Annotated in this window: 12 protein-coding genes; 8 read left to right on the top strand and 4 right to left on the bottom strand. The window is 65.4% G+C overall.

The features are described from left to right. Positions 1-400: 400 nt before the first annotated feature. Positions 401-850, top strand: coding sequence for a hypothetical protein (locus KRR26_RS32610; RefSeq protein ID WP_147423121.1), 450 nt, complete (start codon positions 401-403; stop codon positions 848-850). 206 nt (positions 851-1,056) lie between these two features. Further along, positions 1,057-1,242 carry an IS3 family transposase gene (locus KRR26_RS37890; RefSeq protein ID WP_217081731.1) on the top strand — a complete coding sequence of 62 codons (186 nt, stop codon included), beginning with the start codon at positions 1,057-1,059 and terminating at the stop codon, positions 1,240-1,242. Between the two features lie 928 nt (positions 1,243-2,170). Here KRR26_RS37890 and KRR26_RS37885 read toward each other — a convergent pair. Beyond that, entirely contained in the window at positions 2,171-2,350 is a 180-nt protein-coding gene (locus tag KRR26_RS37885; RefSeq protein WP_407931750.1) for a transposase, read from the bottom strand. 343 nt (positions 2,351-2,693) lie between these two features. On the opposite strand from KRR26_RS37885, the gene KRR26_RS32595 reads away from it, so the two are divergent. From KRR26_RS32595 to KRR26_RS32570, 6 genes are all read left to right on the top strand, one after another. Further along, the gene (locus tag KRR26_RS32595) at positions 2,694-3,086 is read left to right on the top strand and encodes a hypothetical protein (protein WP_120211029.1); all 393 of its coding nucleotides are present in this window, start codon (positions 2,694-2,696) and stop codon (positions 3,084-3,086) included. Between the two features lie 385 nt (positions 3,087-3,471). Beyond that, positions 3,472-3,639: a hypothetical protein gene (locus KRR26_RS32590; RefSeq protein WP_217081729.1), complete on the top strand. Its 168-nt coding sequence runs from the start codon at positions 3,472-3,474 to the stop codon at positions 3,637-3,639. Positions 3,640-4,040: 401 nt separating this feature from the next. Continuing rightward, positions 4,041-4,595 carry a dihydrofolate reductase family protein gene (locus KRR26_RS32585; RefSeq protein WP_217081728.1) on the top strand — a complete coding sequence of 185 codons (555 nt, stop codon included), beginning with the start codon at positions 4,041-4,043 and terminating at the stop codon, positions 4,593-4,595. Positions 4,596-5,152: 557 nt separating this feature from the next. Continuing rightward, positions 5,153-5,527: an acyl carrier protein gene (locus tag KRR26_RS32580; RefSeq protein WP_217081727.1), complete on the top strand. Its 375-nt coding sequence runs from the start codon at positions 5,153-5,155 to the stop codon at positions 5,525-5,527. A gap of 47 nt (positions 5,528-5,574) precedes the next feature. Further along, positions 5,575-5,997, top strand: a complete 423-nt coding sequence (locus KRR26_RS32575) for a hypothetical protein (RefSeq protein ID WP_217081726.1) — start codon at positions 5,575-5,577, stop codon at positions 5,995-5,997. 170 nt (positions 5,998-6,167) lie between these two features. Next, positions 6,168-6,803, top strand: a complete 636-nt coding sequence (locus KRR26_RS32570; RefSeq protein WP_217081725.1) for a Rossmann-fold NAD(P)-binding domain-containing protein — start codon at positions 6,168-6,170, stop codon at positions 6,801-6,803. Between the two features lie 402 nt (positions 6,804-7,205). Here the strand turns inward: KRR26_RS32570 and KRR26_RS32565 are convergent, their stop codons facing one another. From KRR26_RS32565 to KRR26_RS32555, 3 genes are all read right to left on the bottom strand, one after another. Continuing rightward, entirely contained in the window at positions 7,206-9,131 is a 1,926-nt protein-coding gene (locus tag KRR26_RS32565) for a S8 family serine peptidase (RefSeq protein ID WP_217081724.1), read from the bottom strand. 355 nt (positions 9,132-9,486) lie between these two features. Beyond that, positions 9,487-10,350 carry a patatin-like phospholipase family protein gene (locus KRR26_RS32560; protein ID WP_120211034.1) on the bottom strand — a complete coding sequence of 288 codons (864 nt, stop codon included), beginning with the start codon at positions 10,348-10,350 and terminating at the stop codon, positions 9,487-9,489. Positions 10,351-10,643: 293 nt separating this feature from the next. Continuing rightward, complete coding sequence (locus KRR26_RS32555; RefSeq protein WP_217081723.1) at positions 10,644-12,893, bottom strand: hypothetical protein; 2,250 nt, start codon at positions 12,891-12,893, stop codon at positions 10,644-10,646. Positions 12,894-13,054 lie beyond the last annotated feature (161 nt).

Here is a 13,054-nt window from a genome sequence, read left to right as displayed (position 1 = left end):
GCAACGCCAGGAAATGCCATCAACAGTCCCGCGAGCATCACGACCCACGCGCCACACCGCATGATGAATCCCTCCAGTCCCCAAGCAGAGGAAGCGCCCACGCGAATGGGACCTCTCGGGGCCAGGAGTCCATGTGGCACGGGCCGCGGGCACACAGCATCACAACCCCATCATGATTCCATCTTGCCTGCGTGCATCCACCCCGGGTCCCCCCGGCAGGCGCTCCAGTCCAGACAGGTGCGGAGTGACTCCAGGAATCAGCGCGCTGAATGACTGACAGTCACGCCGTCAGCGGGAGGCGACCTCTTGCTGAGTCGAAAATTGAAGTCCATGCAGCGCATACCGTGTTGCCCTGTTGCGGATCGGATAACATACGTCCTTTCCCTCACTTGGAGCGTCAATGAGCCGCCCCGTCGTCGCTGTTCTCTCACTTGTGATGCTCGGTTCCGCGCCCAGCACGCCAACCCGCGGCGGCGCACCAGGCACCGATTCCGTTGCAGCGGCATGGAAGGCCCGGGCAGAGCTCGCGTCGAAGCGTCTCGAGAGCGCCGGGCTCGACGCGTGCGACCGCGCCGTTGAAATGGCCTTCAAGTCAGCCGAAGTCAGCACCAAGGGTGGGAAGCGTATGTTCGCACTCAGGCTCGAAATCGAAGGCCAAGCGATGCAGGTGGCATGGGGTTACAACGGGCAGAAGTTGGCCGACTTCAGCATTGTCACCTTGCCTCCGCGGTGGTTCACCCGGCAGGAGGTGAGTCAGAAGACTCTCACTGTGCTGCCCGCGGACTTCGACTGCGCGCTGGACCTTTGCCCGAATGCGCCACTCGCAAGCGCTCCATGCCCCGGCGAGTGAAGAGCATGACACATCACGCCTCCGTCTGAAGATACGGTGGACGCCGACCTGAATGCTCGCAACGCACAACAGACTCCGAGCCGGATGCTGCGCGTCGGCTCTGCTCCCCGCGCGGCATGAGTCCGTTCAAGAATCGCGACCGGTCGTTTGGGCTGGTCCTCTGCGTGAGCGACCTGTCCGGTTGAAATGAGGGCTACACCACCGAGTTGGGGGAGTCCTTTGAGAGCGTCAACGCCGCGAAGGTGAAGCTCTTCGATTACATCGAGGTCTTCTACAACCAGCACCGCATTCACTCGACAATCGGCTACGCTGCGCCAGCCGAGGTCGACAGGGCAGCAGCGGAGTCAACCTGTCCACGCGAGCGGCTCACGCCCAAAGTGATACTCACGTAGGTAGAACCGCGCCTGCGTCAGCGGGAATCCGCGTCGGGAACAGGGTTTGGCGGAGGGCCGGAGAACGAGGAAACATCAACGAATACGCGCGAGGCCGCGGCCGGGTCTACCAGAACATTGAGCCACGCCCCAGGCTGGACACGGGATGCGGCAACCTGCGGAATGCGCACCTCGGAGGTCGCTTCGTATGGTGGCCTTCCCTTTGGGTACACGCGCATGGTCAGCGTCGGACACAGGTCACCGGCATCTGGGAGCCAGGAACACTTGCTGCCCGTGAGGTGCGTCACCGTGGCCACCGCCGGGATGGAGTTGGAGGGAGCCGATTTGCCGCATGCGGTCAGCAGGAGAACCGCCAACGGCCACCCATATCTTCGTAGTTCAGTCCGGCACACGTTCACTGACTGTAGGATTGACGAGTGGTCGCGTCAACGCGTGCAGCATGACGTCGGAACAGGAACACCATGAGCCCGCGCATACCACGCCGGCCCGCGCCCCCGAGAGCAACAAACGGGTCCCTTGCGAACATCCTTGAAGCGGAGGACGTGCATGAGGGCCCTCAAGGATATTCTGCTGGTGTTTCAGCTGCCCCTCCCCGAACTTCTCTGTGGCTCGCCGCTACCAAGGTGTTCCCTCGCACGCGCTCGAGTACGTCGCAGGTCCACGCACCACTCCGTCGCACGGGTGTTACCAAGAGCGCGCTGTCTCCCGACGAAGGCAATGCATTGATGCGCGGGGCTTCGGCGAAAGAGCGCATCGGATGTCCCCGAAATCGGGCCCGAAGCCTTTGTCTACGCTCGAGGTGAGGCGCGCGGGCCCCAACTCCCGCTCACGTGGGGGCGCCCCTCCCACTGCGCGACTTGCCTCCACCTGGCGCGGGAGTCCTGTGTGCAGCGCGACGTCAGCACCTTCGTCTTGCCCTCAGCCTCATTCACGACTCGGAAGAATCGGTCGTGGACAGTGGATTGAAGAAACACGAGCCGATTGGAACTGAGTGCGTGTCGAGCTGGGCCGCGATGCGAGGCGGTAGGTCATGTGGCAGGTCGCGCCACTGCACACCCGTCCGCGATACGTAGAGGATGGCATTCACTACCTCTCGCCTCGGAGGCACCTGATTCTTGGGGGTCCTCCCACCGCCCTGACGAAGGTATCAATGAGGACCCACTGCTCATCTGTCAGGTCGCTCGGCTACGGCGTGCGCGCGGACATTGCGAGGTCGGGCATCTTGTTCGGTCAACGCGCCGCCCCCTTTACTCCATTTCAACACGTCCTGAGAATTCCGCGCTGGCCTGAGCGCTCACGACGCCGACGGCCCCTGCCGGGCTTGACGGTTTTGAAAGCATTTCCACTCTCCAATGCAAACGTGTTACGAGACTCGCGACACCCGCTCAGGCGTGGTGTCGACGCGTGACAGCGCTTGTAACCTTTCCCGTCACAACACATGGAGAGACATCATGTTCACGAAGAAGACTGCCATTGCCCTGGGACTCGCGCTGCTCGCGGGAGGTGGAACCGCATGGGCTGGGTACAAGCAGAGTTATGGCGTGGTCATCCACCCGGCGCCCATCAACGCCTTTGGCGGAGACATGGGGGCTGCGCGCAACAGCGCGGACACGATCCAGTACATCCATGTCACGTACTTCGCCAGCACCACCGGGCTCATCTTCGCGGACCTCGCCGTTCGGGACGCGTCCGGAGCTTCGGCGACCTGTCGCACCTACGATGCGGGGCTCATCGAGGTGCTGCATTCGCTCACCTCGGACTCATCCATCATGGTCTACCACGATGGCGCTGGCACCTGTAACTCCGTGCTGGTGAATACGTCCTCGTACAACATGCCCAAGTAATAGCGAGAAGGCACGGACCATGACCACGGCATCCCGGGCCTGTTACCTGGCCCTCTTGGTGGCGGCGGCAGGCGCAGGCGTGGCGGTAGGGCGCTGGAGCCAACCAGCATCCGCACCGGACGAGACGGCCCATCGCCTGGAGCGCCTGGAGACAGAGGTCCGACTGATGAGACAAAGCCTTGAGCGCGCGCCGCGCCCCGCCCTCCCCACCGTCTCGGGGCTGGACGAGGCCGCGCTTCGAGAAGACCTACGGCGGATGATGCGAGAGGAGCTCTCGGTCGCTCGGGCCGAGGCTCCAGCTTCGCCGTCCGAGGAACGGCCCGCGCCCAAGCCTCCCACGCCCTCTCCGGCGAGCCTGGAGGCCTTCGCTCAGGCGAGTCAGATCGTGGACCAGGGAATCAGTGCCGGCAGATGGGGCGAGCACGAACGCAGCGCCTTTCTCGCGCTGCGTGGCCAGCTGACAGAGCAGCAGGATCGCGAACTCTACAAGCGGCTTGCCATCGCCATCAATTCGCAGCAACTGCGCATCACCACGAACGGACCTCCTTTCTGATTCACAGCTCGAACGAATCCGTCTGTGGTCGCGGGTTGAATCCGCGTGCGCACGAACCGGACGCTCCGGTCAGTACTTTTTCATACATTGAAAATGCTCGAGGGGCATCTCCTGGCGATGAACCCCGGGCACTCTACGTATGATGTCCGTGACCGCCAGCGCGGTGTCTTTGTCCCTATATTCAGGAACACACCCAGCACCACCGACAACGAAATGAATCGTGGTTGTGGGTTCCATTGAGTTTGGGGCCTGGTCCATAGCCAACCGTCCTCGCGCAGCCGGGCGGGCTGCTCGATTCGAGCGCGTCGAGTGTCTGCGCGCCGATACCCATCGGGATGGGGCACTGCATCGATGGGTCGGGCTGGTGCGCGCTGGGCGCGCTTTTCGTAGAATCCCAGGCCATGGGCCTCCTCACCTTCGGTCTCAACGTGACTTTGGACGGGTGCATCGATCACACCCAGGGAATCGTGGACGACGAGCTGCACGACTATTGGACGCAGCTGATGGATCAGAGCGGGGCAATGCTCTTCGGCCGCAACACCTACGAGCTGATGGAGGGTGCCTGGCCCGCGGTGGCACACGACGAAAAGGCACCACGCGCGATGCGCGAGTGGGCGGAGAAGCTCGAGGCGAAGGCGAAGTATGTCGTGTCGGGCTCGCGGAGCGACTTTCCGTGGCAGAACACGATCAGGGTGGAGGGGGACCTTCGCGAGGCGATCACAGCGCTGAAAGCGAGGACCCAGCGGGGCGTCCTCGTCGGAGCGCCCAAACTCGCGACTGCGCTCGAAGAGTTGGGGCTCATCGACGAGTACCGCCTCGTCGTTCATCCCATCATCAGTGGCCGCGGGCCGACGTTGTTTCATGGCCTGTCGAGTGCGCGGCATCTCGAACTCCTATCGACGCAGCGGTTCGAGTCCGGCGCGCAGGCGCTCCACTTCCGTCGCAGAGCGGGATGAGCGGCGAAGGACCCGAGCGCGTCACCGGCGACTGACTGTGCGGCAGCGTCCGAACCGGGACATCCGTACCGCGTCGGCGTGTGCCACTACCTCGACTGCCGAGAGCATCACGGCGCTCTCTTTCCTTCCTCTGCGAATTTCCCGCAGGATGACCGAAGCGTGTGCTCCAGCATCGGCACCAGGCCATGCAGAGGCCGGACTCCCATCCAGGGACCTGGCCTCACGGCATTCAAGGCCCCTGCTCCTTCAGGAGCGTCAAGAAGACGCGCGGGCCTGCGGAGCCTGAGCCCGACTGGGTTCACCTCGGAGCGTCCCCATGCACAAGCGCGTGGCTCCGCACGCACCGCGACATCGCATCACGAGCCATGACCCGCGCCACAGCCCAATGTCTTATCAACTTCGGTCGCCGAGGCATGGGGCAACTCCGCAGGAGGTCCACATTCACCCTGGCCACTTGACCCCACCCAGGAGCAGCAGATCTGGCCCACGTACGCCTCACAGTCTTGACACAAGCAACAACAGGCATAGTCTCCAATCCAAACAAATCAGGAGCTTCTATGTATCGACTCACTGCCTTCCCGATCGCGTTGTGCCTCATGCTGGCGGCGCAGCTCATCCCGGCGGAGGGACGCGCCTCCGCCCCCATGTCGCCTGGGTATTCACAGTCCACCGAGCAGCGCTCTCTCGCCGCACCTCCGGATATCTGTGACATCGTGAAGCTGGTCGTCCGCGACCACACGAGCGTCGGCTTCGAGTCCATCCATCTGGAGTCTCGCCTCATCGAGGACCTGGGCATGGACGCGTTGGACTTCATCGAGTTCATCATGGACATGGAGGAGACCTTCCAGTTCGAGATTCCCGACGAGGACGCCGAGAAGATCATCACTGTCGGCAACGCCTGCGACTACACCATCAAGCATCTGCCGAACTAGGCAACCAGTACCTGGGGTTCATCGGCTTCTCGCGCGACGGCGCGAAGGTGAACCTGAAGAGTCCGCACGGCTCCAACACCTCGCGGGTGGTGGAGAAGGTGCTGCGAACAGGCGCAGAGAAGGTGCTCGCGGACGACGCGGGCTCGGACGTGTTCGACGTCCTCTTCCACCCCGAGCGCAAGGTGGTCCAGGCTGTGGCGTTCAACACCGACGGCCACGTGCGGTGGAAGGTGTTGGACGCAAGCCTGCGCGAGGACTTCGAGGTGCTGGGCCGCATGGCCGACGGAGACTTCTCCCTGGGATGGTATCCGCGCTGGAGAAGGCCGGGCGCGACACCTCGGGGGGCGGTTGGAGCCACTGCCAACCGAAGGGCGCGTGCCGGGCTCCAGCGCCGTCGTCCGCCAATCCGGCGGCACCGCGAAATAGGCAGTGTCCAGCCTCGGGAGGAGGAACAGCGAAAGACGCCCTGAGCCTTGGCGCAAGTGAAAGCCCAGAGACAGGGACGCGGTGTCGATTGGCATCGCAGTCCCATGCGCGAGTCCTGTCCGCTCGAAATGGGTGCTACACCACCCCTGATGAGCAGAACCCGATGGGAGGCCGTCCAGAAATGACTCAAGACCCAACTAGCAAGGGACAGATCGTGGTCGTCTTCGGCTCGACTGGTACGGCAGGCCAAGGCGCCATCCAGGCCTGCCTTGCGGAACCCGGGGTGTCGGAGGTCCGGTCCATCACGCGTCGTCCACTGGGCATTTCGCACCCCAAGCTCCGCGAGGTCTCATGGTCGGACTTCGCCAATCTCGGAGGCATCGCGCACCACTTCAAGGGGGCGGACAGCTGCCTGTTCTGCCTCGGAACCTCGGTGAGGAACGTCAAGGGCGAAGCCCCGTACCGCGAGATTCACGTCACCTACGCCCTGGCTGCCGCCCGTACACTCCTCGCGGAGAGCCCTGACGCAAGTTTTGTCTATCTATCGGGGTCAGGGACAAAGCGCACATCCTCCATGATGTGGGCGAGGGTGAAGGCTGAAGCCGAAGACAGGCTGGCGGAGTTGAAGCTGGCCCGTCTGGCCAACGTGCGTCCGGCAGGCATTCTCCCGATGCAGCCGACAGGCGCGACTCGCTGGCTCCTCGCCCCACTCCTCAAGATGGTTCCGCCCCTGGGAATCCGGTCGATTGACCTCGGCAGGGCAATGCTTCGTGTCGGCCTGGACAGGAGCTGGCGCGGGAGCCGCACGCTTGAAAACAAGGATCTCAAGGCGCTCATTCAAGAGGCGTAGCGGTGCGAAGAACATCCGCCCACTGCGGCGCTTGGGCATCAAGGCTATCCCATCGGCTTGAGCCGCCTCCGTGGACACCAAGGACGCGGCAAGCCTGGTGTCTAGCTTGACGAAAGCAACGAGGCCGCATCCGTGGCCGTGATATCGGCCTCTATCGGCGCAACCGTCACACGGGGCTGCGTGAAGACGTTGGACGATCGGCCGCACGCAGGCGAGGAGGGACTGTTGACGTGCGTGCAGTTGAACATCTGGACAATTCTGGGCACCGCGCACGGACCGAGCCACCGCTCTGCCGCATGGCGCATTCATGGGCCATGGCAGGCTCAAGGGAACACGTGGGGCATCCACGCTCGTCAAGATGCCCGGGCCCCATGCCGCGCCCGGGCATCTCCGAGGCTGGCGTCAATCCGTGGCGAGTCGCACGGTGGCGGATGGGCACAACGTCGAGGACAGCGTGCCCGGCAACGAGGAGCCCAGCGCGGTGGCGTCCAGCCCGATGAAGTATTGCTTCTGGCCAGTGGCCACGACGTGCGACTCGAAGCCCGTGTCCGTGAACTTCACGTCGCACGTGTAGCTACCCTCCCCCTTCGAGTCGAGGCTCATGAGCGGCACGATGTTCGGACGCCGGTAGAGCGTGTCGTGGTCGCGAAAGAGATTGGGGCGGTCCTCCTCCCCCGGCTCACGGAGGAAGGTGCAGCCCGATACGAAGGTCGCGAAGTATGGGATGTAGCACTGCTGCGTCACCCACAGCTCCGCGTAGGGCGTGTTCCACACCTTGTTCTTCTCCGCGGCGTTCAGCGAGGGCAGGAAGATGGACAGGCCATCGGCATCGTGCGAGCCCAGGTTCCGAAGCGTGGAGCGAACCTTGGCTTCCACCAGCGCGGGAGTGGTCAGCGTCCCGTCGCTCGCGATGAGCGCCGCGGCGAGCCCCACCACATGCGGCGCGGCCAGAGAGGTGCCAGAGACGTAGGCGTATGAAGAGTACGTGGTCGCGCCCTGCTGGTTGGTGACGTCCCCGACCGAGGTGAGCACCGCGTCCCCCGGGGCCCATGCCTCGACGCAGGCGCCATAGTTCGAGCCGGACTGATGCAGGGGGCCCGCAACGTCCTTCCAGAAGCCAGGAACTCCGTTGAGGGGTCTCACGGGCTGGCCGTGGGCGTTGATGGCGCCCACCACGAGCACGCCGTCATTGACCTGCGTCGGGGTGTAGGCGCTAGCACAGGCGTCCCGGTAGAAGTTGCCGGCGGACTGAACGAAGAGGGCCCCCGGCGTCATGTGCGTGACGGCCTGAATCTGCGCGAGCAACCCGGTGGGCACCTGGCTGTTGAACGACCAATTGAAGGAGAGGTTCACGACACTGGGTCGCCCCGTGTGGTTGGTCGCGAGGATGTTGTTGCCAATCCAGTCCAGCGCCTGCGCGACATCCGCCGAGTTGGTGAGCGGGCCCGACACGCAGCCGTGGGCGCCCGCGGGAGGCCGGTAGAGCGACACCGACACGATACTCACACCCGGGTAGACACCGCGCGTGCCGCCCTGCGCATTCGACGCGCCGACGACGCCCGCGACCATCGTCGCGTGGCTATAGCACCCCACCACGTTCGCGAGCTGCGCGGGGGTGCAAGCAGACAAGCCCGGGCGCGAGCCGCAGTCATTGCCCAGGGGCACCACGCCGTTGACGCGCTCGACGACGTTGGGGAGACCGGCGTGCAGCCCGGTGCCGACATCGAGCACGTACACAACGGGGCCATTGGCCACGACGGCCGGGCTGGCGTTGTTCACCGCGCGCTGTCCCCAGGCTTGCATGGCCGGCAGCGAGGGAAGCACCAGCTTCCACTGCGAGTAGGGCGGCTCGGCGGTGGTGTTCGCGGAGTCACGCCAGACAGCGGTGGTGTCCGTGGGTGGGGTGCTCGGGTACATCAGGATGGCGGGGGCGACGTCCACCACGCGGGGGTCGATGGCGAGCGCCTTGATTTGCGCCTCCGTCAGCGGAGCGGTGAAGCTCAGACGCGTGACGCTGGTCATCTGTCGAGCCTGGAAGCCGTACTGGGCCTCCAGGGACTGCACGAGGTTCACGGCCTGCCCGGCAAGGTACGGCGCGAAGCGCTCGCTCGGGGTGAAGTCCTGTGAGAAGTCTTTCTGCGCGTCCACCCGCAGGTCCACGGTGTAGAGCCGTTGGCCCAGCTCGTCTCGGGCGATCTCCGCGTCAGCGGGATCGGAGGAGCCGGGCTGCGCGAGCGCGGCACCTCCCATCCCCAGACCTGCCACCACCAGCGCAGCCTGCCCGAGCGCGCGCAGGCGCGTCGAGGTTGCATGTCGTCGTCTGTCCATGAGGGTTCCTCTCCTGCTCAAGTTGGAGGCCAGGACTCTACCAAGACACCCTGACGTCCTGACCATGAGTAGCCTTTGGAACACAGCTTCCCCGTTCGCGCCGCCAAGACCCACCAGCTCGCGAACATTCTGGCCCTGCTGCCCCATTGAGAGCATTCATCGGACGCCCCGTGAACGAGGGGCACACATCCCCCCCTCCACTCGACGGCGCATTCCAATCGAAGGGCAGCGCTCGCGCGCGGAATCAGCCGGCCTCGACCGTTGCGAAGGGCCGCATCCATCACTCGATGCTGTCTCGAAGTGATTGATGGGCCCCACAGCCGACGTACCGCAACGGCTTGGCACCGCCGCCGAACTACATCCAGAGCGAGCGGATTCGGTCCGCTTCAGCGCGCCCCTGCGCCAGACCGGCCTGCGCGGACGGCGTCCGGGTGCTGGGGGCAAGCGGGTTGGTGCCGAACGCGCGCACCGCGGCCTCGTCCGCCCGGATCACCTCGACCCGGCTGCCGAACGTCCGCAGCGCGGCGACCTGGGGGTCCAGGTCGAGCCGCCACTGCGCGGCCCCCGGCATCTCCATCACGCAGAGGACCAGCACCCGGTCGAACCCGGCTGCCAGGTCAGCGTTCTCGTTCGAGCGGATGCCCCCATCGAGGTAGCGGCTGCCCTCGATGGTCGTCGTCGGCCACATGCCGGGCACTGCACAGCTTGCCGCGACGGCATCGACCAATTCGACGCCCGAGTCGTTCGTGAAGAGCCGCGGCAGGCCGGTCTGCGCATCCACCGCCGGCAACACCAGCCGGCGCTGCGGCCACTTGTGCTCGGGTAGCCTGCCCGCGATCACCGCTCGCCGGGCGGACTCGCTCACCGTGTTCGCGGACAGCGCCAGCGCACCAAAACGACGCCGCGCCTCGTTGACATCCTTCGTCTCGTTCATGATGGCGCCGATCGCCGCCCACAGCGTCTGAAGCTCGAGCACCGGAACCAGCTCTTCGCACTGCAGCGCCGGATCCACCTGTCGGGCAAGCAGCTCCGCCATCGACAGTCCACTGGTGATCTGCGCGGCGACCACCGAGCCCGCCGACGTGCCGACCACCATGTCGGCGCTCGTGACGTCGATGCCGGACTCGGCAAGTCCAGCCAACACACCAATCTCCCAAGCAATCCCAGCCACCCCGCCGCCACCGAGAACCAAAGCACGCCGTGTCACGTTCGTCTCCATCGTCCCACTGCTGAGTCTCATCGACCTTACGGGCCTGCGCAGTGCCCCGCAATCTGCTGACAGTGATAGCCGCCTCCCAAATCCCGCAGGCAGCACCCACGTGGCGTCCGCCCTCGGGCAGAGGTGTTGGAGCAATCCCAGAAGAGGCTTTCAACCTGGGCAAGCCCCGGAGACGGAGGCGTCCCACGGAAGAGCGTGAGGAGCGGCCGAACAGCCACGTCTTCAACTGGAGGCCGGGGACTCCAGACGGGGCTCGCCTTCCCCCGCCTGGAGACTCCCAGCGCACGGGCCGGCTATCCGCGCACAACCTGCTTCGCCAGATGACGCACGAGCGGCACGGAGAAGCCGACGAACGGCTTCGCCAGCTCACACCCCAGCTCGGGGTGACGCCGCAGCGCCAGCAGCGCCCAGGCCAGCAGCGCGTACCCTTCGTACCCGCGCCACTGCACGTTCTGCCTCGACTCCCAGCCCACCAGGACTCCCGTCACGAGCTCTCTCACGTTGGCCAGCGCATCCTCTCGCGCGGCCCCCTCGGTGAGGCCCGCCAACGCGTCCTCCAACATCAACTGACAGGCCGTTGTGCGCGTCTGTCCGCCCACTTCGCTGAACAGGGAGGCCCGCGTCCGCTGACGGGGCTGTTGATCCATCCCAATCTCCGTGAACCGGGTGATGCGGTTCGCATCCAACATCGACACCACCGTCTGCCGAGTCTCGGCGTCCGAATCCGAGGCCAGCCGGCCAAGCGCGAAGCACAGCGCGGGAGAGCCCGAGGGCGCCCACTTGTTCGCCTCCACCTTCGCCACCAGTGGGGCGAGGGCTCGCGGCTCCCCCAACGCCCCCACAGCGAAGAGGACCGCGTCGCAGAAAGGAATGGGCGCCTCCGACCCTACGTCCGTCGCCTGGGAGTCCAGGTACGGAAGGAGCACGCCGCCCGCGGCGGGGTCCCCCAACTCACCGAGCGCGAACGTCACCGCGGCGAGCATCTTGTTGCGCCCTGAGTCTCCCTCCTTGGGGGGATGCGCTCTCATGATGGCCAACAAGTCCTTCGCGTGCACTGGGTCGCCCACGCCTTGCACGAGCCGGATGAAGGCGTGGCGCTTGAGGTGGAAGCGGTCGACGACCTTGGCGGTGTCCTTCACCAACTCCACGCTGCGTGGCTCGGCCCACTCCGCGAGCACATCCAGCGCGAGGCCGCTCGCGCGATCCTCCTCATTCCGCGCGCGAGCCACCAGCAGCGGGGCCAGCCGGCGGTCCCCCTCCTCGATGAGCTGGGCGATGACCGCCTCGTCGCGATACCCCTCCTCGTTCGTCCACCGCGAGACGAGGGAGAGCGTCTGCGCCATCGAGGCATCGTCCGCATAGGCCTTTTCCACGGCGGAGAGGACCGCGGAGTCCTTCGCCGAAGCCCAGGCGAACGCGTCCAGCGTGCCCTCCTTCGCGGCGCGCGCGACCGGCTCCTGGGCCGCGGCGACAGCCTTCTCGAAGGCCCGCGCCCTCGACTCTGGGTCCCACAGCTCCAGCGCCATCACCCGCGCACGCAAGGCCTGCACGTCCGGAATGATGCCCAACGCCTTGCGCCCCGCGCGCAGCTCCTCCACCAACGTGACGAGGTCCTTGACGAGCGGCGCCTCACTCAATCGACTCAACTCCAGAGCCTGGGCGAGCCGCGCATCATCGCCAGCGAAGAAGCTGGCCAGACAGAAGTAGAACGCGGCCGGGGGAAAGTGCTTGAAGCGCTCCACGTTCGAAGCCAGCAACGCCTCGGTGAGCGGCTTGTTCATCTCCAGGGAGAAGGCTCCGCGCAACTCCGTGTCGGAGGCATCCACCTCCGTGAGCAGCGTCGCGAGCCAACCCGCCCTCAGGTCGTTGCTGTAGGCCGGCTCTGCGTCGGCCTTGTATGGCGTCAACCCCGGGAACACGTCCTCGAAGCAGAGGTCTCCAACGCGGCCCTCGAGCGCCTTGCCTGCTGTCGCGAGCGTCGCCGCATCCACCTCACCTTGCTGATGGGCTCGCACAAGCGCCGCGCGAAACACGAGCGCATCAAGGTCGGCGGCTTGTGGCGTTTCGAGTTCCTCCGTCTCGTGGTTGTAGAGGTAGATCTGAGCCCGCGCATTGCCGCGCTGGGGCTCACGGCCATACATCCAGATGTCACCCGCCGAAGTGGAGCCAACCTCGACGACGCCAGCGAGGAGTTCCTTCCACAGGGGTCGATAGTGCTGGGCCGCCACGAGGCGCTGTTCAGCCAGGTTCCCTATCTTCGCCAGCCGGGGTACGTACGAGCCGATGCTGAACTGCGCAAGCGGTGGCGACGCGCGCGAAGCAAGCGGCTCGAAAAGCGAGGCCAGATCGGGGGGAACTGGCGCGCCCCAGAGCGTGAATGCCTCCGTCACCGCCCCATCCAGGGCTTCCGCCTGCGGCGAGCCGTCCGAGTGAGTCTCCACGAACGAGGGCCAGCCATCCTTCAGGAACGTGTTCACGTCACGCCAAGGAGAAGGCCGGTCCTGCGCCCCATCACCGGTGGACTGCGTCTTCTTCGTCGCCATCCGAGCACGCTAGCAACCCTTTGCGTGGCCTGACGCCCAAGTTCGTACCGTTCCGCGCCTCATCCTCCGTGGGGGCATGATTCTGCTTCTCGCTGCCCGCGCCCCCTCCTCGCAAGAAGGGGCTCCGTGCTCCTGTGAGTGGCTCCGTGAAGGAGGCACGC

Source organism: Citreicoccus inhibens, from assembly GCF_019039035.1.
GTDB classification, from domain to species: Bacteria; Myxococcota; Myxococcia; order Myxococcales; family Myxococcaceae; genus Citreicoccus; species Citreicoccus inhibens.
Note: the sequence above shows the minus strand (reverse complement) of the source record. Positions and strands in the feature narration are given on the sequence as shown.

What these genes read in the sequence shown, in the direction of transcription:
- KRR26_RS32610 (WP_147423121.1), top strand. Translation starts at nt 401, where the DNA reads ATGAGCCGCCCCGTCGTCGCTGTTCTCTCACTTGTGATGCTCGGTTCC.
- KRR26_RS32565 (WP_217081724.1), bottom strand. Translation starts at nt 9,131, where the DNA reads ATGGACAGACGACGACATGCAACCTCGACGCGCCTGCGCGCGCTCGGG.
- KRR26_RS32555 (WP_217081723.1), bottom strand. Translation starts at nt 12,893, where the DNA reads ATGGCGACGAAGAAGACGCAGTCCACCGGTGATGGGGCGCAGGACCGG.
- KRR26_RS32585 (WP_217081728.1), top strand. Translation starts at nt 4,041, where the DNA reads ATGGGCCTCCTCACCTTCGGTCTCAACGTGACTTTGGACGGGTGCATC.
- KRR26_RS32595 (WP_120211029.1), top strand. Translation starts at nt 2,694, where the DNA reads ATGTTCACGAAGAAGACTGCCATTGCCCTGGGACTCGCGCTGCTCGCG.
- KRR26_RS32560 (WP_120211034.1), bottom strand. Translation starts at nt 10,350, where the DNA reads ATGGAGACGAACGTGACACGGCGTGCTTTGGTTCTCGGTGGCGGCGGG.
- KRR26_RS32580 (WP_217081727.1), top strand. Translation starts at nt 5,153, where the DNA reads ATGTATCGACTCACTGCCTTCCCGATCGCGTTGTGCCTCATGCTGGCG.